Origin of the sequence: Streptomyces sp. WMMB 714 (assembly GCF_900090125.1) — a bacterium.
Classification (GTDB): Bacteria; Actinomycetota; Actinomycetes; order Streptomycetales; family Streptomycetaceae; genus Streptomyces; species Streptomyces daqingensis.
In genome coordinates this window covers 452,796-479,294 of sequence record NZ_FMHJ01000003.1, presented here as the reverse complement: position 1 = coordinate 479,294, position 26,499 = coordinate 452,796, and the positions used below count along the sequence as shown (strand labels likewise).

Annotated in this window: 18 protein-coding genes; 8 read left to right on the top strand and 10 right to left on the bottom strand. The window is 72.8% G+C overall.

Annotated elements, in window-relative coordinates; all coding sequences use genetic code 11:
• Positions 1-31 precede the first annotated feature (31 nt).
• Complete coding sequence (locus tag H181DRAFT_RS07440) at positions 32-1,618, top strand: FHA domain-containing protein (RefSeq protein ID WP_074467753.1); 1,587 nt, start codon at positions 32-34, stop codon at positions 1,616-1,618.
• 56 nt (positions 1,619-1,674) lie between these two features.
• Here the strand turns inward: H181DRAFT_RS07440 and H181DRAFT_RS07435 are convergent, their stop codons facing one another.
• From H181DRAFT_RS07435 to H181DRAFT_RS07415, 5 genes are all read right to left on the bottom strand, one after another.
• On the bottom strand, positions 1,675-3,087 hold the full coding sequence (locus H181DRAFT_RS07435; RefSeq protein ID WP_045863396.1) for a serine hydrolase domain-containing protein: 1,413 nt from the start codon (positions 3,085-3,087) through the stop codon (positions 1,675-1,677).
• Between the two features lie 41 nt (positions 3,088-3,128).
• Complete coding sequence (locus H181DRAFT_RS07430; RefSeq protein WP_045863395.1) at positions 3,129-4,163, bottom strand: N-acetylglucosamine kinase; 1,035 nt, start codon at positions 4,161-4,163, stop codon at positions 3,129-3,131.
• Positions 4,154-5,434 carry a 6-phospho-beta-glucosidase gene (locus H181DRAFT_RS07425; RefSeq protein ID WP_045863394.1) on the bottom strand — a complete coding sequence of 427 codons (1,281 nt, stop codon included), beginning with the start codon at positions 5,432-5,434 and terminating at the stop codon, positions 4,154-4,156. Before H181DRAFT_RS07425 ends, H181DRAFT_RS07430 begins: the two co-directional genes overlap by 10 nt.
• A 125-nt stretch (positions 5,435-5,559) precedes the next feature.
• Positions 5,560-6,852, bottom strand: a complete 1,293-nt coding sequence (locus H181DRAFT_RS07420; protein ID WP_045863393.1) for an ROK family transcriptional regulator — start codon at positions 6,850-6,852, stop codon at positions 5,560-5,562.
• Positions 6,853-7,131: 279 nt separating this feature from the next.
• Positions 7,132-8,115 carry a mechanosensitive ion channel family protein gene (locus tag H181DRAFT_RS07415; RefSeq protein WP_254666754.1) on the bottom strand — a complete coding sequence of 328 codons (984 nt, stop codon included), beginning with the start codon at positions 8,113-8,115 and terminating at the stop codon, positions 7,132-7,134.
• A gap of 422 nt (positions 8,116-8,537) precedes the next feature.
• Between H181DRAFT_RS07415 and H181DRAFT_RS07410 the strand changes: the two genes are divergently transcribed.
• A complete protein-coding gene (locus tag H181DRAFT_RS07410) occupies positions 8,538-9,077 on the top strand; it encodes an HNH endonuclease (protein WP_045863392.1) in 540 nt (179 codons plus the stop codon).
• A gap of 214 nt (positions 9,078-9,291) precedes the next feature.
• Here H181DRAFT_RS07410 and H181DRAFT_RS07405 read toward each other — a convergent pair whose 3' ends face one another.
• Positions 9,292-12,558 carry a glycoside hydrolase family 84 protein gene (locus H181DRAFT_RS07405; protein WP_045863391.1) on the bottom strand — a complete coding sequence of 1,089 codons (3,267 nt, stop codon included), beginning with the start codon at positions 12,556-12,558 and terminating at the stop codon, positions 9,292-9,294.
• A gap of 783 nt (positions 12,559-13,341) precedes the next feature.
• On the opposite strand from H181DRAFT_RS07405, the gene H181DRAFT_RS07400 reads away from it, so the two are divergent.
• The 3 genes from H181DRAFT_RS07400 to H181DRAFT_RS07390 all read left to right on the top strand — a co-directional run bounded on the left by H181DRAFT_RS07400 (position 13,342) and on the right by H181DRAFT_RS07390 (position 15,381).
• Entirely contained in the window at positions 13,342-13,650 is a 309-nt protein-coding gene (locus H181DRAFT_RS07400; RefSeq protein WP_045863390.1) for a hypothetical protein, read from the top strand.
• 146 nt (positions 13,651-13,796) lie between these two features.
• Positions 13,797-13,976 carry a hypothetical protein gene (locus H181DRAFT_RS07395; RefSeq protein ID WP_045863559.1) on the top strand — a complete coding sequence of 60 codons (180 nt, stop codon included), beginning with the start codon at positions 13,797-13,799 and terminating at the stop codon, positions 13,974-13,976.
• Positions 13,977-14,253: 277 nt separating this feature from the next.
• Entirely contained in the window at positions 14,254-15,381 is a 1,128-nt protein-coding gene (locus tag H181DRAFT_RS07390) for a hypothetical protein (protein WP_045863389.1), read from the top strand.
• A gap of 33 nt (positions 15,382-15,414) precedes the next feature.
• Here the strand turns inward: H181DRAFT_RS07390 and H181DRAFT_RS07385 are convergent, their stop codons facing one another.
• Complete coding sequence (locus H181DRAFT_RS07385) at positions 15,415-16,539, bottom strand: serine hydrolase domain-containing protein (RefSeq protein ID WP_052708487.1); 1,125 nt, start codon at positions 16,537-16,539, stop codon at positions 15,415-15,417.
• Between the two features lie 9 nt (positions 16,540-16,548).
• Positions 16,549-17,595, bottom strand: coding sequence for a DMT family transporter (locus tag H181DRAFT_RS07380; protein WP_368073257.1), 1,047 nt, complete (start codon positions 17,593-17,595; stop codon positions 16,549-16,551).
• Positions 17,596-17,702: 107 nt separating this feature from the next.
• Between H181DRAFT_RS07380 and H181DRAFT_RS07375 the strand changes: the two genes are divergently transcribed.
• Together H181DRAFT_RS07375 and pepN (H181DRAFT_RS07370) are read left to right on the top strand one after the other, a co-directional pair.
• Positions 17,703-18,695, top strand: coding sequence for a LysR family transcriptional regulator (locus H181DRAFT_RS07375; RefSeq protein ID WP_045863388.1), 993 nt, complete (start codon positions 17,703-17,705; stop codon positions 18,693-18,695).
• A gap of 244 nt (positions 18,696-18,939) precedes the next feature.
• Entirely contained in the window at positions 18,940-21,531 is a 2,592-nt protein-coding gene (gene pepN, locus H181DRAFT_RS07370; protein WP_045863387.1) for an aminopeptidase N, read from the top strand.
• Positions 21,532-21,801: 270 nt separating this feature from the next.
• On the opposite strand, the gene snpA is transcribed toward pepN (H181DRAFT_RS07370), so the two are convergent.
• Positions 21,802-22,461: a snapalysin gene (snpA, locus tag H181DRAFT_RS07365; protein WP_045863386.1), complete on the bottom strand. Its 660-nt coding sequence runs from the start codon at positions 22,459-22,461 to the stop codon at positions 21,802-21,804.
• A 190-nt stretch (positions 22,462-22,651) separates the two neighbouring features.
• On the opposite strand from snpA, the gene H181DRAFT_RS07360 reads away from it, so the two are divergent.
• Positions 22,652-23,659 carry a LysR family transcriptional regulator gene (locus tag H181DRAFT_RS07360; protein WP_045863385.1) on the top strand — a complete coding sequence of 336 codons (1,008 nt, stop codon included), beginning with the start codon at positions 22,652-22,654 and terminating at the stop codon, positions 23,657-23,659.
• A 95-nt stretch (positions 23,660-23,754) separates the two neighbouring features.
• Here H181DRAFT_RS07360 and pepN (H181DRAFT_RS07355) read toward each other — a convergent pair whose 3' ends face one another.
• Positions 23,755-26,430 carry an aminopeptidase N gene (gene pepN, locus H181DRAFT_RS07355; RefSeq protein ID WP_045863556.1) on the bottom strand — a complete coding sequence of 892 codons (2,676 nt, stop codon included), beginning with the start codon at positions 26,428-26,430 and terminating at the stop codon, positions 23,755-23,757.
• Positions 26,431-26,499 lie beyond the last annotated feature (69 nt).

The following is a 26,499-nucleotide window of genomic DNA, read 5'->3' as shown; positions in this document are numbered from 1 at the left end:
AGTCCAGGAGCACAAGGGGGAGGCACTCACCATGCCGACTTGCCCGAACGGACACCAGTCGGCGGCCGACGACTGGTGCGAGGTATGCGGTCACCGCATGGCCGACGCGACCGGCGCACCCACCGGTGCCCCGCAGCCGCCCTCTCCGCCCGGGCCGTCCGTTCCGTCGGCACCCGGAGGCGGATACGGCTACCCCGGCCCGCAGTCCGCGCCCGGCGCTCCCGTGCCCCCCGGCGCACCGGTGCCTCCCGGCGCTCCCGTTCCTCCCGGTGCACCCGTGCCCCCTGGTGGGACGGCGCCTCCCGGACCGCCGCAGCAGCAACAGCCGCCGCAGGGCTACGGATACCCCGGGCCGGGCGGTCCCGGCGGCCCGCCGTCGCAAGGGGGTCCCGGTCCCGGCGTCCCGGGCGGCCCCGGCCAGGGCGGTCCGGGTGAGACCTGTCCGCAGTGCGGCAGGCCCCGCGACGGACAGGCGCCCTTCTGCAACGGGTGCAGCTACAACTTCCTGACGCACTCCCCGACGGCGTTCGCTCCCTCGAACCAGCAGCAGCCGGGAGGCTTCCCGCCACCCGGCCAGCCCGGTCAGCCCGGTCCAGGGCCGCAGGGCCAGCCGGGTCCGGGTCAGCCGGGTCCGGGGCAGCCGGGTCAGCCCGGCGGCCCGTTCGGCCAGCAGGCGCCGCCGCAGGGCGCTCCCGGCACGCAGGGCGGACAGCAGGGGCCGCCGTCACCGCCGTTCCCCGGTGCCGGGCCGTCGCAGGGCGGTCAGGACCGGTCGTTCGACTTCGACAACGCGCAGCCCCCGCACCAGACGAACCGCACCGGTGAGCAGCCGGCACCGGACTCCCAGCAGGGCCCCGGCGGTTACCCGCAGGGCCCGGGGCAGCCCGGACCGGGGTTCCCGCAGGCGGCACCGGTGCACTCCCTGGGCGGCCAGCCGATGGCACCGCCCGCGCCCGGCGGGCCGCAGCAGCCGGGTGCTCCGAGCGGCGACTGGACGATTCCGCCGCCTCCCGGAGGCCCGGGGGAGCAGGGCCAGCAGCCCGGCCCGCCGCAGCAGTTCCAGCACCAGCCGCCGGGCCCGCCTCAGCAGCAGGGCCAGCACCAGCAGCAGGGTCAGCCGGGTCCGGGGCAGCCGCAGCCGGGCCAGCCGGGGCAGGGTCAGCCCGGTCCGGGGCAGCCTGGTCCGGGTCAGCCGATGCAGCAGCCCGGCAACGCCTCGTGGGTGGCGGTCATCGCGCCCGACCGCGAGTACTTCGCGGCGATGATGGACCGCAGCGGGCCGGAGGCGTCGAGTCTCAACCTGCCCGCGTACTCGCCCGAGCAGCAGCTCCCCATGGCCGGCAACCAGATCACCATCGGCCGCCGCCGCCATTCGACAGGCGAGTCGCCGGACATCGATCTGGCGCGTACGCCCGAGGACCCGGGCGTCTCCCACCAGCACGCCGTGCTGGTGCAGCAGCCGGACGGCAGCTGGTCGGTCGTCGACCAGGACTCCACGAACGGCACCACGATCAACGGAGCCGAGGATCCGATCCAGCCGTTCGTGCCCGTTCCGCTCAAGAGCGGCGACCGCGTCCACGTCGGCGCCTGGACGACCATCACCGTGCACCGCACCTGACCGCAGCTGTGACGTGCGGGTCACCGCCCGGCCCGCCGCGTGCGGGCCGGGCGGTCTCATGCCGGTGACAGTTCGCAGCGGTGGCTGAGCAGGTTGCCCAGCCATCCGGTGCTGTCGCCGTCCTTGAAGGAGCGGGCGGTTCCGGTCAGCGGCCCGTTCCCGCCGCGCAGGTCCAGCGCCAGCAGGGGGCTGTTCAGCCGTGCGTCGGCGGTGGGGAGCTGCAGGGGGAAGACGCCCTGCAGGTCGGAGTGGTCGGAGGCGGTCGTCCGGCATGCGGCGCGTTCGCCTGCCACCTCCAACTCGGCGCGGCTGTCCGGCAGTACGCGCACGACTGCCGGAAGGTCCGCGTCGGGGGTGCGGATCGTGCCCGTCCACGAGCCGTGCGGCAGTGCCGTCGTACGGCTGGACGGTGGGAGGGCCGGAGTGATCTGCGCGGGCTCGAATCCGGGGACGAGCGTGCGCAGTACGTACTCCACGATCTGGTCGCGCGCCGCCTTGCGCGTGGAGTTGGTGAGCACGGCGACGGAGAGACCCCGCGCCGGGACCGCGGCCGTCATCACGGCCGTACCGCCCATGCTTCCGCCGTGGCTGCGGACGACGGGGCCACCGCCTCGGGAGACGCACCAGCCGAGGCCGTAGCCCAGCCGCGAGTGGACCGGGTGTGGCTCGGACGCCGCCTCGGCTGTCGCCGGTCGCAGCAGGCTTCCGAAGGACTGCGCGAACAGGGCCACTTCGGGCGCCGTCGCCCACCCCATGGACGCCCCGGGGTGGCTGGAGTCGCACCGCTCCGGGTAGGCGCGGCCGTCGGCCGTGTACCGTACCGCGGCCCGCGGCGTACCGGCCGACGGGCGGGACGTCCCCGCCCGGCCGGATCGGTGGAAGGGGCCCAGGTGGAAGCTCGTGAGACCGAGGGGCCCGCAGACGCGTTCCTCCAGGAACCGCTCCAGCGACTGCCCGGTGGCCGACTCCAGCGCCTGCCCCAGGAGCCGGTAGCCGAGGTTCGCGTACTCGAACGCGCCGCCCGGCCGGCGGTGTGTGCGCGTGTACCGGTCGGCGTCGATGCGGTGGCTGCCGGTCGTGCCGTAGTGGAAGTCGTAGTGGGGGGCCAGGCCGCCCCGGTGCTGCAGAAGCTGCCGCACAGTGGGCGCGGCATGCCCGTCCCGGCGGGCCACGGCGGGCAGGGGGACCGGCGCGTCGAGCTGGAGCAGCCGCTCGTCGGCGGCCAGGAGTACGGCGGTCGCGGTGAACGGCTTGGTCACCGAGGCGAGGGCGTACGCGGTGCCGGGGGTCGCGGCGACACGGGATTCGACGTCGGCCCACCCGTAGGCCCGCGCGAAGGTGATCTCGCCGTGTTCGGCGACAGCGACCGAGGCGGAGGGGCAGTCGTGCTCTTCGAGCGCGGCGGCGCACAGTTCGTCCGTGCGCCGTGTGCTGAGCGACGCGCCTGCCGTTCCGGGGCCGTCGTCCATGTCCGTCTCCGATCGCCGGGGTGAGCGAGCGACTTCGAGTATCAGGTGTAGTGCGCCCGTAGCTTCGCGTGGGCCCCGGGCGGTGCCCCGGCACGGTCCAGGGCCAGCAGGGCGGAGCCCAGTACGGGCGGGGCGGCGACCACACGGGGTGCGGCCAGCGGGGCGGCGGCGGCGAGTTCGCGCGTGAGGTGGTCGTGCAGCAGCGGATGGCGTGCGGCGGCGACGCTGCCGCCGAGGAAGACGGGGGTCTCGGTCGCCAGCAGGTCCAGCCGGGACAGCGTCACGGAGACCATGGAGACGATCTCCTCGGCCTGCCGGTGCACGAGGGCGCGGGCCACCGGATCGCCCGCGGAGGCCACGGTGAACAGGAGCGGCGTGATCTCGTGCATGCGCGTACGCGGCAGGTCGCCCATGTGGAACGCCTCGATGAGGGCGTACATGGAGGGGAGACCGAAGTGCCCCGGCAGGGCTCCGGCGAGCTGAGTGGGTTCGCCGCGGCCGTCCTCCGACCGGGCCGCGTACCAGATCGCCTCGTCCGACAGGCCGCCTCCGCCGCCGAAGTCGCCGGAGAGGCGGCCGAGTGCGGGGAAGCGGTGGGTGTTGCCGCTGCCGTCCTGGCCGACGCAGTTGATGCCCGCGCCGCAGACGACGGCCACCCCGTGCTCCACCGACGCGTCGTCGGGGAGTCCGGCGCGGAGGATGGCGAAGGTGTCGTTCGCGACGTGGGTGGTGCGTCCCCAGCGCCGTGCCGCGAGGGCCGCCGCCAGTTCCTTCTCCTCGCGCGGCAGGTCGGCGTTGGCGAGGCAGGCCGAGACGTGCGCGACAGGCGGCGCCGCGGAGTCCGGCTCGTCCCCGGCGGGCTCCCCTGTGGCTGCTGCGGGCGGCGCTCCCGCCTCGGCGAGCGCCTCGCCGACCGTCGCCGACAGCGCGCCGACAGCCGCGCGGACGCCCACGGCCGGTGGCTGGAACCCGCCGCCGCGTGCGCTGCCCAGCACCTCTCCGCCGGCCGATACGACCGCCACGTCCGTCTTGCTGTTGCCCGCGTCGATGGCCAGGCAGGCGGAGGTCAGAGCCACGCCAGATGCTCCCTGTTGTGTGCGAGCAGACGGTCGGTCAGTGCCTCGGCCTCGCGGTACTGGCCGATGAGGGGGTGCGCCAGCAGCGCGTCGAAGACCCTGTCGCGCCCTCCGCGCAGGGCCGCGTCCAGCGCCAGGTCCTCGTAGGCGGTGACGTGGGCGATCAGGCCCGCCATGAGCGGCCCGACCGGCGGCGCGGGGAGCGGTTCGGCGCCCGCGCCGCTGACGGCGGCCGGCACCTCGACCACGGCGTCGTCGGGGAGGAAGGGAAGGGTGCCGCTGTTGCGGACGTTCACGACCTGCACGTCGGCCGACCGGCCCTCCGCGGACCCCGTGCCCAGCAGCGAAGCGGCCAGGGCGACGGCGGCCTCCGAGTAGAACGCACCGCCCCTGCGGCTCAGCAGCTCGGGTTTCGCGTCCAGCGAGGGGTCGCGGTACATCTCCAGCAACTCCCGCTCGATAGCGGCGACTTCCGCTGCCCGTGACGGCTTCGAGCCGAGTTCGCCGACCACTTCGTCGTGCCGGTAGTAGTACCGCAGGTAGGACGAGGGGACCGCGCCGAGCCTCTCCAGGAGGGTGAGCGGCATCTGCAGGAACTCCGCGATCGCCGCACCGTGTTCGCCGAGCAGCCGCGGCAGTACGTCCTCGCCGTCGGGGCCGCCCAGCCGGACGCCGAGCTCCCAGGTGAGGTGGTTGAGCCCGTAGTGGTCGAGGTGGATCTCTTCCGGCGGAACCTCCAGAAGCCCCGCGACCTTGCGCTGCATGTGGATCGCCGCGTTGCACAGCCCGATCGCCTTGTGCCCTGCCTGCAGCAGCGCGCGGGTCACGATGCCGACCGGGTTGGTGAAGTCGATGATCCAGGCGCCGGGGTTCGTCCGGCGCACGCGTTCGGCTATGTCGAGCACCACGGGGACAGTGCGAAGGGCCTTCGCGAGCCCGCCGGCGCCTGTCGTCTCCTGGCCGACGCAGCCGCACTCCAGCGGCCACGTCTCGTCCTGAAGACGTGCGGCCTGGCCGCCGACGCGAAGCTGCAGCAGTACGGCGTCCGCGCCCTCGATCCCCGCGTCCAGGTCCGCCGTGGTCGTGACAGCCGCGTCGTGTCCGGCACTGCGGAAGATTCTTCGCGCGAGTCCGCCGATCACGTCGAGCCGCTCCGCGGCGGGGTCGATCAGGACCAGCTCGCCGACCGGAAGCGTGTCGCGCAACCGTGCGAAACCGTCGACGAGTTCGGGCGTGTAGGTGGAGCCGCCACCGACCACTGCGATCTTCATGCGTCTGCGAATTCCTTTCCGGGGTGGGAGCGAGGGCGGCCGGACCGGGAGACCGTCCGGCGGTCGCGGCGGTGAAGCGGCGTACGCGGCGGTGAACCGGTCGGGGCCGTGCAGCGTGCCGGGCCTCAGGGCGCGCGGGCGGCCGTGGTGTCGAACACCTCGTCGCGCGTGGTGAGGAGCGCGCTCTGCAGCGCTCCGTGCAGGACGGGATGTTCCGTGACGGTGCCCAGCAGCAACGGCGGTCTCGGCACGGTGAGTTCGTCCAGCTCCGCCTGGATCAGCGCGCGCAGCGGCTCGCCCCCGGCGTTGAGGAGGCCCCCGGACAGCACGATCAACTGCGGATCGAGGACGGAGACCATGGCCGCGAGTCCGACAGCGGTCCCGCTCGCGAAACGGCGCAGCAGTTCACTGTGGGGGCCGGGGCGGTCGTCGCCGGTTCCCTGGCGGGGGACGCCGGGTTCGCCCTCCGCAGCCACGGCGGCGCGGGAGACGAGGTCTGCCGCACGGTCGTGCGACGAGGCGTCCGGGTCGCAGGGCAGGCCGAGTTCGTGCGCCCAGCGCAGCACCGCTCCGGCGCCGGCCAGCGCCTGGAACCCGCCGCTGTTGACGTGCCCGGGGTCCCGTACGAGAGGCGTGCCCGGGACGGGAAGGAAGCCCACCTCCCCGGCGCCGCCCGTGCGTCCGCGGTGCAGCCGTCCGCCGATGACGAGCGCGGCACCGATGCCCTGCTCGTTCCAGAGCAGGACGAAGTCCTCGTGGCCTCGCGCGGCTCCGCTCTGCTGCTCGGCGACCGCGACGAGGTTGACGTCGTTGTCGTAGTCGAGCGGCATGGGCAGCGCGGCGGCCAGCTCCTCCAGCAGGGTGGGGGAGTGCCAGCCGGGAAGGTGCGAGGCGTAGCGCAGCCTGCCGGTGCTCGGGTCGAACGCACCCGGCGTTCCGACGACGAGCCGGTGCAGCTCGGACTTGTGCACACCGGCTGCCTTGGCGGCGCCCTCCACGGCCTGCACGACGGAGTCCGCCGCGCTGCGCCTGGGCCGCCCGCCTCCCTCCCCTTTCTGCTGCGTCCGGCGCGGGGGTGTGGGCACTTCGAAGACGCCCGCGACGCGTCCGGTGATGTCCGCCACCCCGGCGAGGACGCGGGCGGTGGTGACGTCCACACCGGCGACGTACGCGGCACGCGGATCGACGGCGTACAGCTGCGCGTTGGGGCCGGGCCGGCCCTCGCTCCTGCCGGTGACGACGACGAGGCCCGCGGCTTCGAGACGCGCCAGCAACTGGGAGGCCGTCGGCTTGGACAGTCCGGTCAGCTTGCCGATGCGTCCCCGCGAGAGCGGGCCCTCGGACAGCAGCAGGTCGAGTGCCGCGCGGTCGTTCATCGCGCGCAGTACGCGCGGGGTCCCGGGTGTCATTCCGGCCATCTGTGCCGCCTCCGCCCTGGCACGCACCGGGTACGCAGGCACCGGGACAGGGCACTGTTAGGAGTCTTTCCAATTCCCGGACAGTAGGCCCCACCATTCGGCCGCGTCAATGAACAGTGGTCGCGGAGAGACGGGGAGACGGGGGACATGGGGGAGGGAGAGGGAGACGCGGGGGCAGGGCCCGGGCACAGCGGAGCGCCGCACGGGCCGGTCACGCGTGAGGAGTCCTCTGCGGCAGTCGCCCGCAGCCGATGGTCGAGCGAGGACGAGGGCCGCGGCCTACTTGGTGGCCTTCTGCAGCGGCACCTGTCCGCCGTTCCTGCCGCTCTCCCCGGTGAACGCGGCGTCCGTGTCCGCCCGCGCCGCCTCCAGGGCCAGCGACTCCTCGTCGACGCTCTCGATACCCCTGCTGTCCAGTGCCCGCTTGATGCGCCAGCGCAGCTCGCGTTCCACCCCGAGCGCCTTGCCCGGCATGGTCTTGGCGGAGACCCGGATGACCATCGAGTCGAGCGTCACCGAGTCAAGACCCAGCACCTCGACGGGCTCCCACAGCAGTTCGTCCCAGGGCTCGCTCTTCCCCAGCTCCTGGCCCGCGGAGACGATCGCCGAGCGCACCTCGTCGAGGTCCTCCCCGGCCCGCACCTGTACGTCCACCGCGGCGGTGGCCCAGCCCTGGCTGAGGTTGCCGACCCGCTTGATCTCGCCGTTCCGGATGTACCAGATCTCGCCCCCGTCGCCGCGCAGCTGCGTCACCCGCAGCCCGATCTCCAGGACGACTCCGGAGACCTCGCCGACGTCGACGCGGTCGCCCACGCCGTACTGGTCCTCCAGCAGCATGAAGATCCCGGCCAGCAGGTCCGTGACGATGTCCCGCGCGCCGAACCCTAGGGCCACGCCCGCCACGCCGGCGCTGGCCAGCAGCGGCGCCAGGTTGATGCCGAGGTCGGAGAGGACCATCAGCAGCGCCGTGCCGATGATCACGAAGGAGGCGATGCTGCGCAGCACGGACCCGATCGCCTGGGAACGCTGCCGGCGCCGCTCCCCGCTGACGAGCAGGCCGCGCAGGGCGTTGGCGCTGTCCGCGGCCTCGGCCCTGCGGTTGACGCGCTTGATGAGCCGTGTGATGGAGCGCCGTATGACGTAACGGAGGGTGATCGCGATGACCGCGATGAGCAGGATGCGCAACCCCGCGGCCAGCCACGACGTCCAGTTCTCGCCGATCCACCCGGCGAAGCCGAGGGCCGAGTCCTGGGCGTCTTCCAGTGAGGCGGGTGCGTCCGGTGCGCCTCCGTCTCTCCCGTCCGAGGGGGCCGAGCGGAGTGAGAACGACGGGGCGGAGCCGATCAGCCGGTACACAGCAGAACCTTCCGTACAGGGTCGTTTTCGCTCGCCGCCACAGACTCGCGGGCGCGCCAACCACACTAACGGCGCAGGACGTTCACAACTCGCGGCCCGGTGGGGCATGGGTGTTTTCCAGCCGCGCGCCCGGCCCCGCGATGACGCGTCCCGCACCATCGTGACTGTTCGCGGAAGGGGCGGGGAATTCCTGGAGAGGTGAGAGGTGTGGTTGAAAACACGCTCAGTGCGTTACCTGGTCGTGGTGGCGGATCGGCCAGGGCACGGGACACACTGAGAACAGATCGTCCCGGCGCGAGCCACGCGCCGCAGACGTACAAGGAGGCACCGTGCCGCATGTCCTGGTCCTCAACGCGTCGTACGAGCCGCTGGGCGTCGTACCGCTACGTCGCGCGCTCATCCTCGTGCTGAACGACAAAGCCGTCAGTATCGAGGAGTCCGGCGCCCTGATGCACAGCGCAACCCGCGTGATACCCGCACCGAGCGTCGTGAGGCTGAAGCGCTTCGTACGGGTCCCCTTTCGCGGTGCGGTCCCGCTCACCCGCCGGGCGCTCTTCGCCCGGGACGGCGGCCGGTGCGCGTACTGCGGTGGAGTCGCAACCAGCGTCGACCACGTCATCCCGCGAAGCCGCGGCGGACAGCACACCTGGGAGAACGTCGTGGCGGCCTGCCGCCGCTGCAACCACGTCAAAGCAGACCGTCATGTGGCCGAGATCGGCTGGAGACTGCGGCATCAGCCCGCGCCGCCCTCCGGACTGGCCTGGCGGATCATCGGCACGGGTCATCGTGATCCGCGCTGGATGCCGTACCTACAGCCATACGGCGCGGACGACGCCCTGGCCCGGATCGAAGGCAGAGCGACTGCCTGAGACCGGGTTCTGTTGTTTCCGGGCGTTCCGGGCCGGCCGTCCCGGAACGATCCGGCCGCTCCGGCGGGATCCCGCACCGCTCGTCCGGGACGGGATCCCGCACCGCTCGTCCGGGACGGGATCCCGCACCGCTCGTCCGGGACGGGGTCCCGCCGTGCTGCCGCGCGGCGGCCCGGCGTCGCCGTTCCGCCCCGCTCGCGGCCGGCCAGCCGTCTCACTCGCCGCGCCGGTCCTCGTCCCGCACCGCGTACGCCTCGATGCTCCACAGCGAGTACCCGAAGCGGGTCGCCCGCTTGTCTCCCTGCACGCGCACGTACCGGGTGTCGCCGGGAGCGTCCATGCGGACCGTCTCGCGGCCCCCTCTCCCGTCCCGGACGGTCGCCGCGGTACGCCACCGCTTGCCGTCCGGGGAGACCTGCACGCGGTAGCGCTCCGCGTGGGCGTCCTGCCAGTGCAGCACCACCTCGCCGATCCGGGTGGGCTCCCGCAGCTTCAGCTGCAGCCACTCGCCGTCCTCTGCCCGCGAGGACCAACGGGTGTCCTTCCGCCCGTCGTTGGCGGCGGAGGCCGGGAAGTCGGACGTCTCGTCCCCGGACGACTCGGCCTCGGCGCCGCGCGCCAGGTCAGGGCCTCCCGTCCTCGGGAAGGCCCGCACCGTGAGGGTGCGCCGCTCGTCCCCGAAGGCGACCGGGATCTCGTAGGTGCCGGACTTCACCGAGTCGTCGGCCTCGATCTCCAGGGGAACCTCGACAGTGCCGCCGCGCGGTACGACTGTGCGGTCCGGGGCGCGGACGGTGAAACCCTCCGGGGCCTTGGCGGTGACGCGGCCGCGCACGTCGGACGGACTCTGCGCGCGCAGTTCGACCGTGGCCTCGCCCTTGCCGCCGCCGATCGGCGCGTAGATCTCGTCCTTGGACAGCGAGAGCGACGCGTCCGGACTGTCGGCGTACCAGGGGGTGATCTCGTGCACGACGGGCTCGTCGGAGCCCTCGGACCAGGCCAGCCGCAGCGCGTCCGCCCGCAGCCCGCCCGCGTCCTGCTGCGTCCAGCCGCTGCCGGAGAGCGTCCCGAGCCGGTGCCAGCCCTTGCCCGGCACGTGGACCTCCACGCGGGCACGGGTGCCGGAGCCCGGGCCCGTCTGCACGGTGACGGCCTCCAGCGGGCGGCTCTCGGGCAGTTGCACGGTCAGAGCCGGAGTGCCCTGCCGGCCGGCGCCGCCGCTGCCCGTTCCGTCGCCCGCGCCGGAGCCGCCGGGCGTGCCGGCGGGAGGGTGCTGACGGAGGCCGCCCGGCAGCGACGCTCCCGGGGCCGCCGAGCCCGGAGCGAAGTACCCCGTGGCGGGGGCCGCTTCGGCGCGGTACGCGGTGTCCGGGTCGCCGTCGACGGCGGCGTCCGCCGGGGAGCCGGGGCGGGCCTTGGGGCCGCCCAGCGCCGTGTGGTCGCCGAAGGCCTTCCGCCGTACGCCCGCCCAGCTGTCCGAGGTCTTCAGGGCCCGCTTCTCGAACTCCTCCAGCACACCCTTGCCGACGACGGCCGAGGCCTTCCCGCCCTCGGCCACGAGCTTCTTCAGGGCCAGCCGCGCGTCCCAGGCGGCCCCGCCGTCGCCACGCGCCAGCGCCGTCAGCATCGCGACGGCCTGCTCGCCCGCCTCCCCGTGCCGGGCCAGCTCCTCCAGCCAGGCCGGCACCTCACGCGCCAGCGCACCGGGGACCCGCTCGCGGGCGGTGCGCATCGTGCGGAAGTGGCCGCGCAGTTTGTCCGCCGCGCGCTGCAGCCGCTCGTCGTCCTTCTTGCTCTTGCGGGTGTCCGATGCGTAGGCGTCCCAGAACTCCGCCAGCAGCGGCCGCAGGTACGCCGACTCCTCGCCTCCGAGCACCGACGACGCGTCGTTGCCGGCGAGGGCGTGCACGGCTTCGCGGGCCGCCTCGTCGCGGCCGTCCGGAGTGGACCCGCCGCCGGCCACGTCGTCCACGGCCGCCCGCCAGGACTCCTGCGCCTCGTAGCCCTTCGCGTTCCACGCGTAGTCCGCCGCGGTGAACAGCGGGATGCGGGAAGCGGTCGGCTGCTTCATCGCCGTCGTCAGAAGCGCCGCCGAACCGGAGGCCACCGCGGGCTCCCTGCCGCGGTAGGGGCCGAGGAAGAGGCGGTCCTTCGCGTAGTCGTTGACGGGGTAGTTGTCCATGGTGACGAGCGGATGGTGGCCGAACGCGGAGCGCGCCGTGGTCAGTTCGCGGCCGGTGATCGTGCGGGGCACCACGCCGACACCCGTCCACGCCACCTCGACGCCGGGGGAGAGCTTCCGGGACAGCGCCGTGCGGTACGCCGTGTCACCGTCCTGGTAGAACTCCGTCGGCATGACGGACAGCGGGGCGAGGCCGGGGTGCCGGTCGGCGAGGTGGCGGGCGACCTCGTTGGCCAGTTCGGCCTGCGCCCTGGCCGCCGCCTCCGGGCCCGAGCCGTATTTGCGGGCGTCTTCGTCGCAGTGCCACTCGCTGTAGCTCACGTCCTCGAAGCTCAGCTGGAACGCCCCGAAACCCAGCGCCCGCATCGAGTCCAGCTTCCGCAGCAGCTTCCTGCGGTCCTCGTCCGAGGAGAAGCACAGTCCCTGCCCCGGCGAGACCGCCCAGCCCAGCGTCACGTGGTTGCGCTGGGCGCGCTCGGCGAGCTCGCGGAAGTCCTCGCGCTGCGCCGCCGGGTAGGGGTCGCGCCAGTGCGCGGCCTGGCGGTACGGGTCCTCGGTCGAGGCGTAGAGGTAGCGGTTCTGCTTGGTGCGGCCGAGGAAGTCCAGCTGCCCCAGGCGCTCCTGATGAGACCACGACTTGCCGTAGAAGCCCTCGGTCACGCCACGGACGGCGGCTGCCGGCCAGTCCCGCACGGTCACGCCCGCGAACCCGAGGGTTCCCTCCCCGGACCCCTTCCGGTCGGGCGCTCCGTCCCGGTCTTCGCGCTCGCCGCGGACCGTCAACTGCCGCAGCGTCTGCACAGCGTGGAAGAGGCCGGCGCCGTCTGCTCCCTCGAGCGCCACCGTGTCCCGGTCGCCTGCCCTCCCGACGGAGAGCCGGTACCCGCCGCGCGGCAGGTCGCCCCGCGGCGGCGCCTTCATCTCGCGCAGCGCGGCAGCGGCCGACGCGCCGTCCGCACGCACGACCAGTCCGCGTTCGGGCAGCGGCTGACCCGGACGTACCTCGTTGACCGTCCGTGCGCCCGCCTCCTGGAGAACGCTGCGCAGGACGTCGAGAGCCGCGTCGTCGGTCTCGTCGTCCGAGACGATCGTCACGTCGCGCCCGACCGGCACGAACGAACCCTGCTTTTTCAGCGATTGCGGACGCGGCCACACGGACGGTGCGCCGCCCTGCGCTTCCTCTGTGTCGCCGGCGCTCTGTGAAGGGGCTCCGTCAGCGCCGGGCGGCGGGGCGGCCTGCGCCGAGGGCAGGCCGAGAAGTCCGCCCACGACTGCCGCGGTGAGCGCTGTCGCGCCCATGCGCCGCCGTGCTCTGTCTCCGTGCGCCGCTGCGCCCACCGCTTCCTCCCCCGACGCCGCCGTTCGCAGCCGCGCGCCTCAGGTCCGTACGTCCGTCCGCCGCATCCGAGAGCCCGCCGCGCTGCTGCCGCCCGTCCGGCCCGTCGCCGTCACATCGCTCACCGGAGCTGAACAAGCGGTCCGCGGGGCACACTTCGGAAGGAGAGCCCATCACCGACGCGCTCGGCGTGTCAACGCGAAGTGCCCGAAGTGAGGCCGTGTCGCGCCTTGTTGGTGCCACACCCCCGCTGGACGCGTTCCACTGTCCGGCCGGTTCCCCCGCAGCCGTACGGGAGTCGTCCGCTGCACGGCCCGCAGTCGTACGGAGAGCGGGTGCGGCGCGGGAGTGCAGTTGTTTCGCCCCTTCATCCGGTGCATCGCTGGACGTTCGTCCGGTGCATCGCTGGACGCGCGCACAGTGACCGTTCAGTTGCTCCGTGACGTGGCACCGGTCACAAGCCCCGCACGCACAGTGAGCTGGCGTGATCGCGCCCTTGCGGTGGAACGAGACAAGGCCCACTTCGCAAGCCGTCGAGTGGTGAACGTCAGCGGGGGACCTGTAAAATTTTGTGCCGTAACCGCCGATGACCAGGCTTCCCTTCTTCCAGTGGCGGTCCGCACGGGCAAATCGCCTGTCGCTGGAGAGTGACCTCCGCCACGTTCCGGCCCCCGAGACGTCTGCGCACGGCTCGACTGGGTAGGGCCAATTTCTGACCATCCGACGTCAACGAACGGAGGCCCGCCGTGGCCGCGTCCGCTGAACTTCTCGCCGTACTGACCCCGCTGCCGAAACAGGTGCTCACGAAACAGGTGCTTTCGAAGCAGCAGGCGCTCTCCAAACAGGGGCACGAGCCGGTAGACCTGTCCGGAGTGTCCGACCCCGATTCCGGACTGGACGGCTCGTGCTCATGCGGCTGCTTCGAGGCGCCGCTCACCTCCGAACCGCCCCTGGCGGACGTCGCCCCCCTCACCAGTGAACCGCCCCTCGCCGAACTGCCGCTGACGAGCGAGCCCACCGGCACCGGATTCGGCACGGACAACTCCGACATCTGACCCCGAGGCCCCTCGCCGCGCCGGCAGCGCCGTGCCCCGGCGGACCCGGAGGAACGGTGCTGTGGGCCGTCGGCTATGTTGACGGGGTGAGCGAGGTCAAGAAGAACACACTGCGCGCCGGCACAGTCGCCGCCGGTGCGACGCTGATGCTGCTGCTGTCGTCCCCCGCCTTCGCGGCGGGCGGCCTTGACGACGGCGAACAGCCGGGGCCCGGACTGAGCGTCGTGGAGACCCTCGGACTGTTCGTCGCCGCCCCCGTCGTCCTCTACCTGCTGATCGCGGGACTGGTGATGGTCGGCTCCCGGGGAAGCAAGAAGCACAGCTGAGGCGGCGCCCGCGGAGCGTGACGGGACCGCTCCGCGGCCTCTCCGTATCCGCCGCCGTCCCGCATCCCTGCGTCCGTGCCTCCACCTGTGTGGCGGCGCGTGGGCGCGGGATTTGTCTTTTCCCGGCGGAAGTTGACGCTTCCTGTACGGTCCGGCGCCAGGCCGGTCATCCTGCTCGACTCTCGAACATGCATGCTTTAGGGCAGAGTTGTCCGGCTTTGTCGACGGCCTCGTAACAGAGGTTGGATGGCGGTGCCGGGAGGGGAATCGCAGCGGCATGACGCACAACACCCCTCTCTCCCCTCGTCCTCTCAGCCACCTCAGCGAAGCCCCGCAGCGGCGGGTGATGAGCCTTCGCGAACTGCGCGAACACGGTGTCTCCGCCGCCGCCGTCAGCGAGCGCTGCCGCCCCGGCGGCCCCTGGCAACTGCTGCTCCCCGGCGTCTGCCTGCTCCACGCCGGCCCGCCCACCAGCGACGAACGCCTGCACGCGGTGCTGCTGTACGCGGGAGCGGACTCCCCGCGGGTCCCCGCCCAGCACGTACCGTCGCCGTCACCGTCGCCCCTCTCCGCTGTCCGCTCGGGGGCATCCGCCGCCACCGGTCCGGCCGTCGTCGTGCCCGTCCCCGCCACCGGCCACTGTGCTCCCGCCGCGCCGGCAGAGGAGGCGATGATCACAGGACTCGCCGCTCTGACGCTGCACGGCTTCACCGGCGCTCCGTCACTCCGGGCGCTGGACCGCATCGACGTACTCGTCCCACGCGGCAGACGCCTGCGCTCCACCGGGTGCGTACACGTCGTGCGCGCACAGCAGTTGCCCGAACCCGTCGAGGTCACCGGCCTGCCCGTGGCGCCGGCGACGCGAGCCCTCGCCGACGCCGTCGCGCAGATGACCGACGCGGGTGTCGTGCGGCGGCTGCTCGTCGAAGCGGTACGCGGAGGCCACTGCGAGGCGACCGCGGTCGTGCGCGAACTGACGCAGGCCAGGCTGCTCGGGCGGCCGCACGTGGTCGACGCCGTCGACACCCTGCTTGCGGAGGGCCGCGCACTCGCCGAGGGGCTGCTGTACGACATGGTCTTCCGGCACCGGCTCCCCGAACCGTGCTGGAACGTCGACCTGCGTCTTCCCGGCGGGACGCACCTCGGCGGCGTCGACGCCTACTGGCCCGAACAGGCCGTCGCAGTGGAGCTGGACACCCGCGTGCCGCGACAGGGGGAGGACGCCAGGTGGTGCGAGTACGCCCGCAAGCGCGAGGCGCTGGAGGGGCTCGGCATCACGGTCGTGCACGTCACCCCGGCGAAGCTCCGGGTCTCGCTGGAGCAGCAGGCGGCGATCGTGCGTACGGCGCTGATGACCGCGGTCGAACGCGAACCGGCCGAGTACGTGACGGTGCTGCCCCGTTGAGAAGGCGCGCAGCCGGCTTCCCGCGCGAAGCGGTCAGTCGCAGTATTCCGCTTCGAGCAGGTCGTCCGTGCCGTCCGACCAGTCGCCGTTGATGTTGAACGCCGCGCTGTGCGCACCGTCCGCGGTGGTCACGGCAGTCGAACGCGAACCCTGGATCGTCCCTTCGTGGCCCCATACCTCCGTGCCGCAGGACAGCCGCCGCACGGTCAGGCCGAGTCCGTAGCGACTGCCGTCCCCGGTCGGCACCGTGGACTTCATCTCCCGCAGCTGGCGCGGCGGCAGTACGTCCCCGCCCAGCAGCGCGCGCATGAAGCGGATCAGGTCGTCCGTCGAGGAGATCATCTCTCCGGCGGCGCCGGCGAGGGACGGATCGAGCCCGGTGACGTCGTAGACGGGTGCGTGCGGGCCGGAGCGGGAGAGCGTGGAGTAGGAGCGTCCGTGCGGGCCCGCGATGCGCGGGGAGACGCCCGGCAGCGACGTGTCGTCCAGCCCGAGAGGACGCGTGATCCTGCGCTCGACCTCCTCCGCGTAGGAGCGGCCGGTGACCCTCTCGACGACCATTCCGGCGAGGACGTAGTTGGTGTTCGAGTACTCCCAGCCCGCCCCGGGAGCGAAGGACGGGGCGTGCCGCACGGCCGTCCGCACCTGAGTGGCCGGCTCGCGGGTTTCGTAGCGGCTGCGCAGGAAGCCGGGGCCGAAGTAGTCGCGCCGCACGGCGGGATCGGCGGTGAAGTCGTACACCCCGCTGGTGTGGCCCAGCAGTTGACGGACGGTGACGCGGCGGCCGTCGTGCCCGTGGCCCTCCAGCGTGCCGGGCAGCCAGCGTTCGACGGGGTCGTCCAGGCCGATCTTCCCCTCCGCCGCGAGCTGGAGCACCACGGCCGCCACGAAGGGCTTGGTCAGACTGCCGATGCGGAACCTGTCCCCGGCCAACGGCGGGCGCAACGTGGTGCGTTCGGCAGTCCCGGAGGCGCCGTTCCACACGCCGCCGCCGTCCTCCGCCTGCGCGAGCACGCCCGGGGCGGCCCCCTTCGCGACCTGCTCATCCATCGCCTGCTGCGTCGCGCTGTGCCCCTGGTCGGCTGCCGCCGAGGAGCTGACGGCGAAGGCCGTCACAGCCCCGACCACCACGGCGACGACGGTGGAGCGGACGGACATGCGCCGACTCTAATGACCGGTGCGATTCGAGCGCCACACCGCGAAGACGACGAGGGCGCACCCCGCGTACTGGGTGGGGGTGGGGCGTTCCGCCAGGAAGCACACCCCGAAGGCGACGGCGAGTACCGGCTGCAGAAGCAGCAGCGCGGCACCCCGCGCGGGCGCCAGGCGCGGCAGCGCCGGATTGATCAGCAGCCATGCGAGGACCTGGCCGAGCAGCGCCATGGGGATCAGCCAGCCCCACGCCGGCCAGCCGGGGTCGATGTCGACGCCCGTCCACGCCGCGCCCAGCAGACCGGAGGAGGCGGCTGCCGACAGCGTCGCTGCGGCCACGGGCGTGACGGTGTGCGGTTCCCGGCTCGCGCGGCCGGCGGTGCGGCCGCCGTCCCCGCCGAGCCGGATGAGGAAGAGGTAGCCGGCGAAGGCGACGCCCGCCGCCGAGCCGAACAGGACGCCGGAGAGCGGGTCGCTGCCGGGCTCGGGCCTGCCGAGGGCGCCGCCCGCGAGCGCCACCCCGGCCAGCATGACGGGCGCGGTGAGCCAGAACCGGCGCTCCAGGCGTATGCCGGTCAGCACCCTCGCCAGCAGGGGGAAGACCACCAGCTGCACGTTGAGCAGCACGGTCGCGATGGAGGCGCCGAGGTCGTGGATGCTGTGCACCCAGCACACGTAGTCGACGCCGAGCAGGGCGCCCGCGGCCAGGTCGAGCCGGAGCAGGCGCCACGGGCGCGGTCCCAGGCGCCGGCACTCGGCGAACGCCAGGGGCGCCAGGACGGCCATCGCGAGCGCGCACCGGAGGAACGCGGCGGTGCCCGCGTTCACGGCGGACAGCTTGATGAACATGCCCGAGGACGACGTGCACGCCGAGCCCATGACGATCATCGACGCCGGGCCCGGCCTCCCGTACCGTGCACGCGCACGGCCGTCCCGGCCGGCCTGCTCCGGTCCTTGCGACCGCTCCGGCTCACCGCCGTGTGTGTGTTCGCCGTTGCCGGCCCCGGGCCCCTGCGGCCGGGGCGCGGGCGGTTCTCCGCCGCTCGTCGTCCTGATCCCCATGCGCATCACTCTGCCTTGCCGGACGCTGAAGCAACAGCGAGCATTCCTCCCCTGTACCCGGTAGCTCCGCTTCACGGTCCACGCTGCCCTGGTGTAGCGTCCCGACCGTGCTGAACCTGGAGCGGCTACGTGTCCTGCACGCCGTCGCCGTACACGGCTCCGTCGCCGGGGCCGCGGCGGCGCTGCACGTCACGCCCTCCGGCGTCTCCCAGCAACTGGCGAAGCTGGAGCGCGAGTCGGGCCACCGGCTGCTGGAGCCGCACGGCCGCACCGTGCGGCTCACGCATGCGGGCCGGACGCTCGCCGGGTACGCGGCACGGGTCGTCGCCGAGGCGGCGGCGGCCGAGTCCGACCTGGCCGACCTGAGCGCGGACATCATCGGACCTCTCCGGCTCGGCGGCGTCGGCAGTTCGCTGCGCGCCCTGCTCCCGGACGTCCTCGCCGAGCTGACCCGCGCCCACCCCCGGCTGGTGCCCACGCTGGTGGACGGGGAGGCGGTCGGGATGGTGCCGCTGCTGGCCCGCGGCGACCTCGACCTCCTCCTGGTGGAGAGCTGGGCGAACCGGCCGCTGGCGCTGCCCGCGGGGCTGGCGACGCGGACGCTCGCCGTCGAGGACGTACATCTGGCGCTCGGGGAGGGGCACCCGCTGGCGGACCGGGAGTGCGTGGACCTCGGCGACCTGGACGGGCAGGTGTGGGCGACGTGCCCTGCCGGGACGGAACCGTACGAGGCTCTGGTGCAGGCTCTCAGGGCGGTGGGCCGCGAACCCGAGATCCGCTACACGGTCACCGAGTTCGCGACGCAACTCGCCCTCGTGGCGCGGAACCTGGCGGTCGCGCTGTTCCCCGAGATGGGGCAGAGCCCCGCACCGCCAGGCGTGCGCTTCGTGCCCGTGCGCCCCCGCATGCGGCGGGAGGTGCTCGCGGCGTGGCGGGCGCCGGGCCTCGCCGGGCGCAGGCCCCCGCCGCTTCCGGCGGCCCGTGACGGCGGGGCCCGCTGTCTCCCCCGGCAGACAGCGAGTCCCGCCGTACGGGCGTGCGTGGACGCGCTGAGCCGGGTGGAGTGGAGCAGCCCGGGCGCCTCGCGAGGGGACGCGTGAGGGGAAGCGACGGGCGGCCGCCGGGGCCGTGAAGGCCGGGGGACGGGCGGGCAACGGGCGTCCGGGCGACGCTCGTTCACGAGTCGGCAGCAGCTCCTTGCTCCGTTCCGCCGGCCTTCTGCTCCACGGGCGGACCGTGGCCGGATCATGCCGAGCGGACTGGGCGCGCCCGCTCGTACCGCACGCGTGGAAGGATGGCCGAACGACGACATCGTGAGACCGCTAGAGCAGGGGAGAGCACCAGGTGCCTGGCACGAATCTGACACGCGGGGAGGCTCGCGAGCGAGCACGACTGCTCACCGTGGACTCCTACGAGATCGAGCTGGATCTCAGGGGAGCGCAGGAAGGGGGTACGTACAGCTCCCGTACGCTCGTTCGCTTCGATGCCGCGGAGGCGGGGGCCGGCTTCATCGACCTGGTCGCCCCGGCAGTGCACGAGATCACCCTGAACGGCGTGCCGCTGGACCCGGACGAGGTCTTCGCGGACTCACGCATCGCCCTGCCCGGCCTGGCCGAGGGCCGGAACGAGCTGCTGGTCGTCGCCGACTGCGCCTACACCAACACGGGCGAGGGGCTGCACCGCTTCGTCGACCCCGTCGACCAGCAGGCGTACCTCTACACGCAGTTCGAGGTGCCGGACGCGCGCCGCGTCTTCGCCAGCTTCGAACAGCCGGACCTCAAGGCCACGTTCCAGTTCACCGTGAGGGCCCCCGAGGGCTGGACGGTGATCTCCAACTCGCCCACGCCCGAACCCGACGGCGACACCTGGCGGTTCGAGGCGACCCCGCGCATCTCCTCGTACATCACGGCGCTCATCGTGGGCCCGTACCACTCGGTGCACAGCACATGGGAGGGCGGCGGGCGCACGGTGCCACTGGGCATCTACTGCCGTCCTTCGCTGGCCGAACACCTCGACGCCGAGGCGCTGTTCGAGGTGACCCGGCAGGGGTTCGACTGGTTCCAGGAGAAGTTCGACTACCCCTACCCGTTCGCCAAGTACGACCAGCTGTTCGTCCCGGAGTTCAACGCGGGCGCGATGGAGAACGCGGGCGCCGTCACCATCCGCGACCAGTACGTCTTCCGCTCCAAGGTCACCGACGCCGCCTACGAGACGCGTGCCGAGACGGTGCTGCACGAGCTCGCGCACATGTGGTTCGGCGACCTCGTCACCATGGAGTGGTGGAACGACCTGTGGCTGAACGAGTCGTTCGCCACGTACACCTCCATCGCGTGCCAGGCCCACGCCCCCGGTTCGCGCTGGCCGCACGCCTGGACCAGCTTCGCCAACCAGATGAAGACCTGGGCGTACCGGCAGGACCAACTGCCGTCCACGCACCCGATCATGGCGGAGATCCGGGACCTGGACGACGTCCTCGTCAACTTCGACGGCATCACCTACGCCAAGGGCGCGTCCGTACTGAAGCAGCTCGTCGCCTACGTCGGCATGGACGAGTTCTTCCGCGGCGTGCAGACGTACTTCAAGCGGCACGAGTGGGGCAACACCCGCCTCAGCGACCTGCTCACCGCCCTGGAGGAGACCTCCGGACGGGACCTGGCCGCCTGGTCGAAGGCGTGGCTGGAGACGGCGGGCATCAACATCCTCCGTCCCGAACTGGCCGTGGACGCCGACGGCAACATCACGTCCTTCGCCGTCCGCCAGGAGGCACCGGCGCTCCCGGCGGGCGCCACGGGCGAGCCGACGCTGCGGCCGCACCGCATCGCCGTCGGCCTGTACGAACTGCGGGACGGCAAGCTCGTCCGCACCGACCGCGTCGAGCTGGACGTGGACGGCGACCTGACGGAGGTTCCCGAGCTTGCCGGCCGTCCCCGTCCCGCCGTCGTCCTGCTCAACGACGACGACCTGTCCTACGCCAAGGTGAGGCTCGACGCCGAGTCCCTGGCGGCCGTCACCCGGCACCTCGGCGACTTCACCGAGTCCCTGCCGCGCGCCCTGTGCTGGGCCTCGGCCTGGGACATGACGCGCGACGGCGAACTGGCCGCACGCGACTACCTCGGCCTCGTCCTCTCCGGAATCACCAAGGAGTCGGACATCGGCGTCGTGCAGTCGCTGCAGCGGCAGGTCAAGCTCGCCCTCGACCTGTACGCCGATCCGGAGTGGCGCGAGACGGGTCTCACCCGCTGGTCCGACGCGACGCTGGAGCAGCTCCGCGCGGCGGCCCCGGGCAGCGACCACCAGCTCGCCTGGGCGCGCGCGTTCGCCTCCACGGCACGTACCGAGACGCAGCTGAACCTTCTGGCGGGCCTGCTGGACGGTACGGAGACCGTCGAAGGGCTGAGCGTCGACACGGAGCTGCGATGGGCGCTGCTGCAACGGCTGGCCGCGACCGGGCGTGCGGGGGAGAAGGAGATCGCCGCCGAACTGGAGCGTGACGCGACCTCGGCGGGCGAGCGGCACGCCGCGATGGCGCGGGCCGCGCGCCCGACCGAGGAGGCCAAGGCCGAGGCCTGGGCCTCGGTGGTCGGCAGCGGGGCGGGGGACGCGGAGACGGGCCTGCCCAACGCGGTGCAGGAGGCCGTCATCGGCGGCTTCCTCCAGACCGACCAGCGGGAACTGCTCGCCCCGTACAGCGAGCGGTACTTCGAGGCCGTCAAGGACATCTGGGAGACGCGCAGCCACGAGATGGCCCAGCAGATCGCGGTCGGTCTCTATCCGACGCTGCAGGTCTCGCAGCAGACCCTCGACGCCACGGACGCCTGGCTGGAGCGGGCGCAGCCGGGCGCGGCCCTGCGCAGGCTGGTCACCGAGTCGCGCGCGGGCGTGGAGCGCGCGCTGCGTGCGCAGCGCGCCGACGCGGAGGCGGGCGCCGGGAGCTGACCGCGAGGGCCGGCCTGTCGGTCGGCCGTGGACGAGCGGGGGCGCCGCGTCGGACTGCGGCGCCCCCGCTCGCGTGGTCTTCGGCCCGCCCTCCGGAGCCCGCCCGGAACCCCCTCCGACACCTCGAAGGCCCCCGGTGATACCGGGGGCCTCCGTGTGGGGGGAATGCGGGTTCCACCTCAGGCGTGGTGCGTTTGGTGCTTCAGGCGTGGTGCTGGCTGTGCTGGTCTTGCCGGCTGTGCGGGTTCTGCAACTCGCAGCCTTGCGGCGTTACTTGGCGAAGGCAGCCTGGTCGAATGCGGCGTTCGCCACACCGTTGGCCCACAGGGACTGGACCTGGGCGGCCTCGTTGGCGTCCGGCTTGGCGTTGGTGCAGGAGGGGCCGGGGCCGCCACCGGACATGAGCTCGCTGCACGGACCCTCGTAGTGGTCCGGCAGACCGAGGACGTGACCGGTCTCGTGAGCGACGACGCGGTTGCTGTCGTACTCCTGGTTCTGGGCGTAGTCGAGGAAGATGTAGCCGTTGCCGTGACCGTCCGTCGAAGCGTACGAACCACGCGGGTCGTCGCCTTCGCGGTAGTCGAAGCTGGCGCTGCCTCCCTCGGCCAGCTGCACGTTGGAGACGGCCGCGTTCCAGGTCGCCGTGGACTGCGCGATCTCGCTGGCGAACGTGGGGGCGCCGCTGGCGTCGTAGTTGACGGTGACGGCCTGGATGCCGGGCTTCGCGGCCTGCTTCTTCAGCGCGTCCTTGACGACGGCGTTGAAGAACGCCTCGTTCGCCTTGTTGGACTCACCGACGAAGCCGGTCCTGGTGACGCTGCTCTTGGCGGCGCCGTCGTCCGGCGTCGCTGCCGAGGCTGGCATCGCACCCAGACCCAGGGCCAGACCGAGGCCGAGTGTCGCGGAGAGTGCCGTGGTGCGTCGCTTCATGGGGGGTCTCCTCCTGGTCCGTAGTGCCGGCCGCTTCAAGGTGGGGTGCGGCCGCACTGCCGGAAAGAACTCCTGCCGACGCAGAGTCTGTTGGAGTCTCGCGCCCAGGGGATGATGGCAGGTGGCGATAGCTTCGAGGCATCACCCGATATACGGAGGCTTCAGCGGGCACCTCGGCATCTGGTGTGTCATGCGCACGCATGGATATGCTCCGGGTGTGGAGCTCGAAGTGAGGCATCTTCGTGCGCTGTGCGCCATCGCCGACACGGGCAGCGTGCACAAGGCCGCCCGTCAACTCGGCATGACCCAGCCCTCCTTGACCACGCAGCTCCGCCGCATCGAGCAGGCCGTCGGAGGACAGCTCTTCACGCGGGAGCGTACCGGCAGCAGACCCACGCCGCTCGGCCGGTTCCTCCTCTGCCGGGCCCGCCCCCTCGTCGCCGAGATGAGCGCCCTGGTCAGCGAGACGCGGGCCGCCGCCGGCCGCTCCGGGGGCGAGTCCCTGCGCATCGGCAGCACCGGCAGCCCGGCCGTCCCCGGCTGGCTCCGCCGGCTGCGCAGCCGGCTGCCGGAGGCCGACACGACGTTCCACATGGACGTACGGGCGCACGAGCTGCTGCGGATGGTCGCCTCCCATCAGCTCGACGCCGTCTTCGTGCACGAGGTCGAAGGCACCCCGCTGCACGTGCCGGACGGCGTGGACCTGCACGTACTCGTCGAGCGTGAACCGCAGTTCGTGGCCATCTCCGCGACGCACCCGGCCGCCGAGCGTCCCGTGCTGAGCCTCCAGGAGCTGGCCCACGAACGCTGGATGGTCGACCCCACGGCCGACGGCGAATGGACGGGCCTGCGGCGGGTCTTCGCCGACGCGGGCATCAGCCCCCGCGTGGTCCACGGCGACAACATGGCCGCCGCCGACCTGGTCGCCGCGGGCGAGGTCGTCGCCCCCTGCCAGCCCACGTCGCCGGCCCGCCCCGGCTGGGTCGTGCGGCCGCTGCTGGGCGACCCGCTCGCCGTGCGGCTGCTGCTGGCCACCCCCGAGCCGAGGCCCGGAAACAAGCCGGTGATCGAGCCCGAGACGCTGCTCGGCGATCTGGAGTCGGCGTACCGCGAGGTGGCGTGGGCGAGCGAGCCCTACAGGCACTGGCTCCTGCGCCACGACGACGCCGCCTCGCTGCCGTTCTCGGTGGTGGCGTAGCCGGCCGAGCGCGGGCAAGAGCACGCGAAGCCGCTGCCTCCGCCCCGCGCCCGCCCTCCCGCGCCCGACCTCCCGCGGACGTCCGTCCGCGCGGCTCAGCCCGTGGGCCCGCCCGCCGAAGCCGCGTCGCAGCGCTGGGCCCGCAGCGCCCGTCCCAGGTCGTCACGGGCCTCCAGGACGAGGCGGCGCAGGGCCGGCGCCGCGTCCTCGTGGGCGGTCAGCCAGGCGTCGGTCGCGTCCAGCGTGGCCTGGTCGGTCTGGAGATCGGGGTAGAGGCCGCGTACGACGGCCATGGCGATCTCGATGGAGCGGGTGCGCCAGATCTCCTCCAGCGCCTCGAAGTACGGCCCGGCGTACGGGGCGGTCAGCTCTTCCTGGCCGGGCTGCGCGAACCCCGCGATGGTCGCGTCGACGAGGGCGTTGGAGAGCCTGTCCGACTCGATGACGGCCTTCCACGCCTCCGCCTTCACCTCCGCGGAGGGACGGGCGGCCAGGCACCGCACGTGGTGCCGCTTGCCGGAGGCGGTGTCGTCCCGCCCGAGTTCGGCGTCCACCGCGGCGGCGTCGGCCTCGCCCCGCGCGGCCAGCGTCTCCAGGAACGTCCAGCGCAGCTCCTGGTCGACGTCCAGCCCGTCGATGCGGGCCGTGCCCGCCAGCAGCCCCTGCAGCAGCCGCAGGTCCTTCTCGTCCGTCGCCAGCGCGGCGAAGTGCCGCGCCCACGCCAGCTGGTGCCCGCTGCCGGGCTCCGCCAGCCGCAGACGGCTCAGGGCGCGTTCGGCCAGCGCCCGCCGCCCCTGCTCGCGCCACTCCGGAGCCGCGTAGTGGGTGACGGCGGTGCGGCTCCACACATGCAGCATCTGCAGCACGCCGATCTCGGACTCGTCCCCGGCGAAGTCGGCCACGAGACCGATGAAGTCCCGGGCGGGCATCAGCCCGTCCCGCGTGAGGTTCCACATGGCCGACCAGCACAGAGCCCTGGACAGCGCCGCGTTGTGGCCCTCCTCGGCGGCGGCCGGGCGCCCGCCGGCGCGCGGAGGGGTGAGGTCGCCGAGGTGCGCGCGGAGCGTGGCCAGCGAGACCTCGTCGAGCCGCGTCTTGCAGTACGTCAGGTCGTCGTCGTTGACGAGCACGAGGTCGGGCCGCTCCTGGCCCGCGAGGCCGGCCACGACCGTACGGGCGCCGGTGACGTCCGTCTCCGCCCGCGCGTAGCGGACCAGGCGGCTCTGGGCGACGTCGTGGCGGTAGAGCCCGACGGCGACGCGGTGCGGGCGCAGCACGGGTTCGTCCCCCTGCGCCTCCTGCAGGACGGCGAGCTCGGTGACGCGTCCGTCGGACCCGCAAGTGACCTGCGGAGTCAGGGAGTTGACGCCCTGGGTCTGGAGCCAGTCGCGCGACCACGCCTCCATGTCCCGGCCCGAGGTCTCGCTCAGCACCGACAGCAGGTCTCCCAGCGTGGTGTTCCCCCAGGCGTGCCGCTGGAAGTACCGCCGGGCGCCCTCGAGGAAGGTGTCCCGGCCCACGTACGCGACCAGCTGCTTGAGCACGGAGGCGCCCTTGGCGTAGGTGATCCCGTCGAAGTTGAGCTTGGCGTCCTCCAGGTCGCGGATGTCGGCCGTGACGGGGTGCGTCGAGGGGAGCTGGTCCGCGCGGTACGCCCAGGACTTGCGGCGGTTGGCGAAGGTGATCCAGCCGTCCTCGAAGCGGGTGGCCTCCACGAGAGCGAGCGCCCCCATGAAGTCGGCGAATGACTCCTTCAGCCACAGGTCGTCCCACCACTCCATGGTGACGAGGTCGCCGAACCACATGTGCGCCATCTCGTGCAGGATCACGTTCGCCCTGCCCTCGTAGGAGGCCTCGGTGACCTTGCCGCGGAAGACGAACTCCTCGCGGAACGTGACCATTCCGGGGTTCTCCATCGCGCCGAGGTTGTACTCCGGCACGAACGCCTGGTCGTACTTCCCGAAGGGGTAGGGGAAGGCGAAGTGGTCGTGGAAGAAGTCCAGGCCCTGCTTCGTGACGGTGAAGACGTCCTCCGGGTCGAAGTGCCTGGCCAGCCCCTTGCGGCACAGCGCCCCGAGCGGGATCTCGAGTTCCGTGCGCTCCGCGCCCGATCCCAGAGTGCGCCGGTAGGTGTCGGTGACGTAGTGGTAGGGACCGGCGACGACGGCGGTGATGTACGTCGAGATCGGCTGGGTGCGTGCGAAGCGCCGTGTGGACGCCGCGCCCTCGTCGAGGATCTGCGGCTCGCCCTCCTGGACGCCGTTGCTCAGTACGGTCCATTCCGCGGGCGCGGTGACGGTGAAGCCGAAGGGCGCCTTGAGGTCGGGCTGTTCGAAGTTCGCGAACACCCGGCGGGCGTCGGCCGGTTCGTACTGGGTGTAGAGGTAGACCTCGCCGTCCTCGGGGTCCAGGAAGTGGTGGAGCCCTTCGCCCGTCCGGCTGTACGCGCAGGCGGCGTCGACGACGAGTTCGTTCTCCGCCGCGAGCCCGTCGAGGATGATGCGCGAGCCGTCGTACACCGTGTCGACGGGCAGCGAGCGGCCGTTGAGGGTCACCGAGTGCACCTTGGGCGCGATGAGGTCGGCGAAGCTGGAGGCGCCCGGTTCGGAGCAGGCGAAGCGGATCGTCGTCGTCGACCGGAATGTGCGTGCTCCGTCCGCGGGCGGGGGAGCCACCGCCGAGCGCAGGTCGAGCGCCACCTCGTATCCGTCCACGGACAGCAGCCGGGCCCGTCGCCGAGCTTCGTCACGGGTCAGGTTCTCTCCGGACACGGGCATCGCTCCTGTTCATCGCGGTTCTCGGCCGGCTCCCCGGATCCGGGACGGCGCGGCTCAGCATTT

Excerpts from the sequence above, each read along its gene's own strand:
- H181DRAFT_RS07440 (WP_074467753.1), top strand. The coding sequence starts at position 32 with ATGCCGACTTGCCCGAACGGACACCAGTCGGCGGCCGACGACTGGTGC.
- H181DRAFT_RS07435 (WP_045863396.1), bottom strand. The coding sequence starts at position 3,087 with ATGGACGACGGCCCCGGAACGGCAGGCGCGTCGCTCAGCACACGGCGC.
- H181DRAFT_RS07425 (WP_045863394.1), bottom strand. The coding sequence starts at position 5,434 with ATGAAGATCGCAGTGGTCGGTGGCGGCTCCACCTACACGCCCGAACTC.
- H181DRAFT_RS07420 (WP_045863393.1), bottom strand. The coding sequence starts at position 6,852 with ATGGCCGGAATGACACCCGGGACCCCGCGCGTACTGCGCGCGATGAAC.
- H181DRAFT_RS07405 (WP_045863391.1), bottom strand. The coding sequence starts at position 12,558 with ATGGGCGCGACAGCGCTCACCGCGGCAGTCGTGGGCGGACTTCTCGGC.
- H181DRAFT_RS07395 (WP_045863559.1), top strand. The coding sequence starts at position 13,797 with ATGCTGCTGCTGTCGTCCCCCGCCTTCGCGGCGGGCGGCCTTGACGAC.
- H181DRAFT_RS07390 (WP_045863389.1), top strand. The coding sequence starts at position 14,254 with ATGACGCACAACACCCCTCTCTCCCCTCGTCCTCTCAGCCACCTCAGC.
- H181DRAFT_RS07385 (WP_052708487.1), bottom strand. The coding sequence starts at position 16,539 with ATGTCCGTCCGCTCCACCGTCGTCGCCGTGGTGGTCGGGGCTGTGACG.
- H181DRAFT_RS07380 (WP_368073257.1), bottom strand. The coding sequence starts at position 17,595 with ATGGGGATCAGGACGACGAGCGGCGGAGAACCGCCCGCGCCCCGGCCG.
- snpA (WP_045863386.1), bottom strand. The coding sequence starts at position 22,461 with ATGAAGCGACGCACCACGGCACTCTCCGCGACACTCGGCCTCGGTCTG.
- H181DRAFT_RS07360 (WP_045863385.1), top strand. The coding sequence starts at position 22,652 with ATGCGCACGCATGGATATGCTCCGGGTGTGGAGCTCGAAGTGAGGCAT.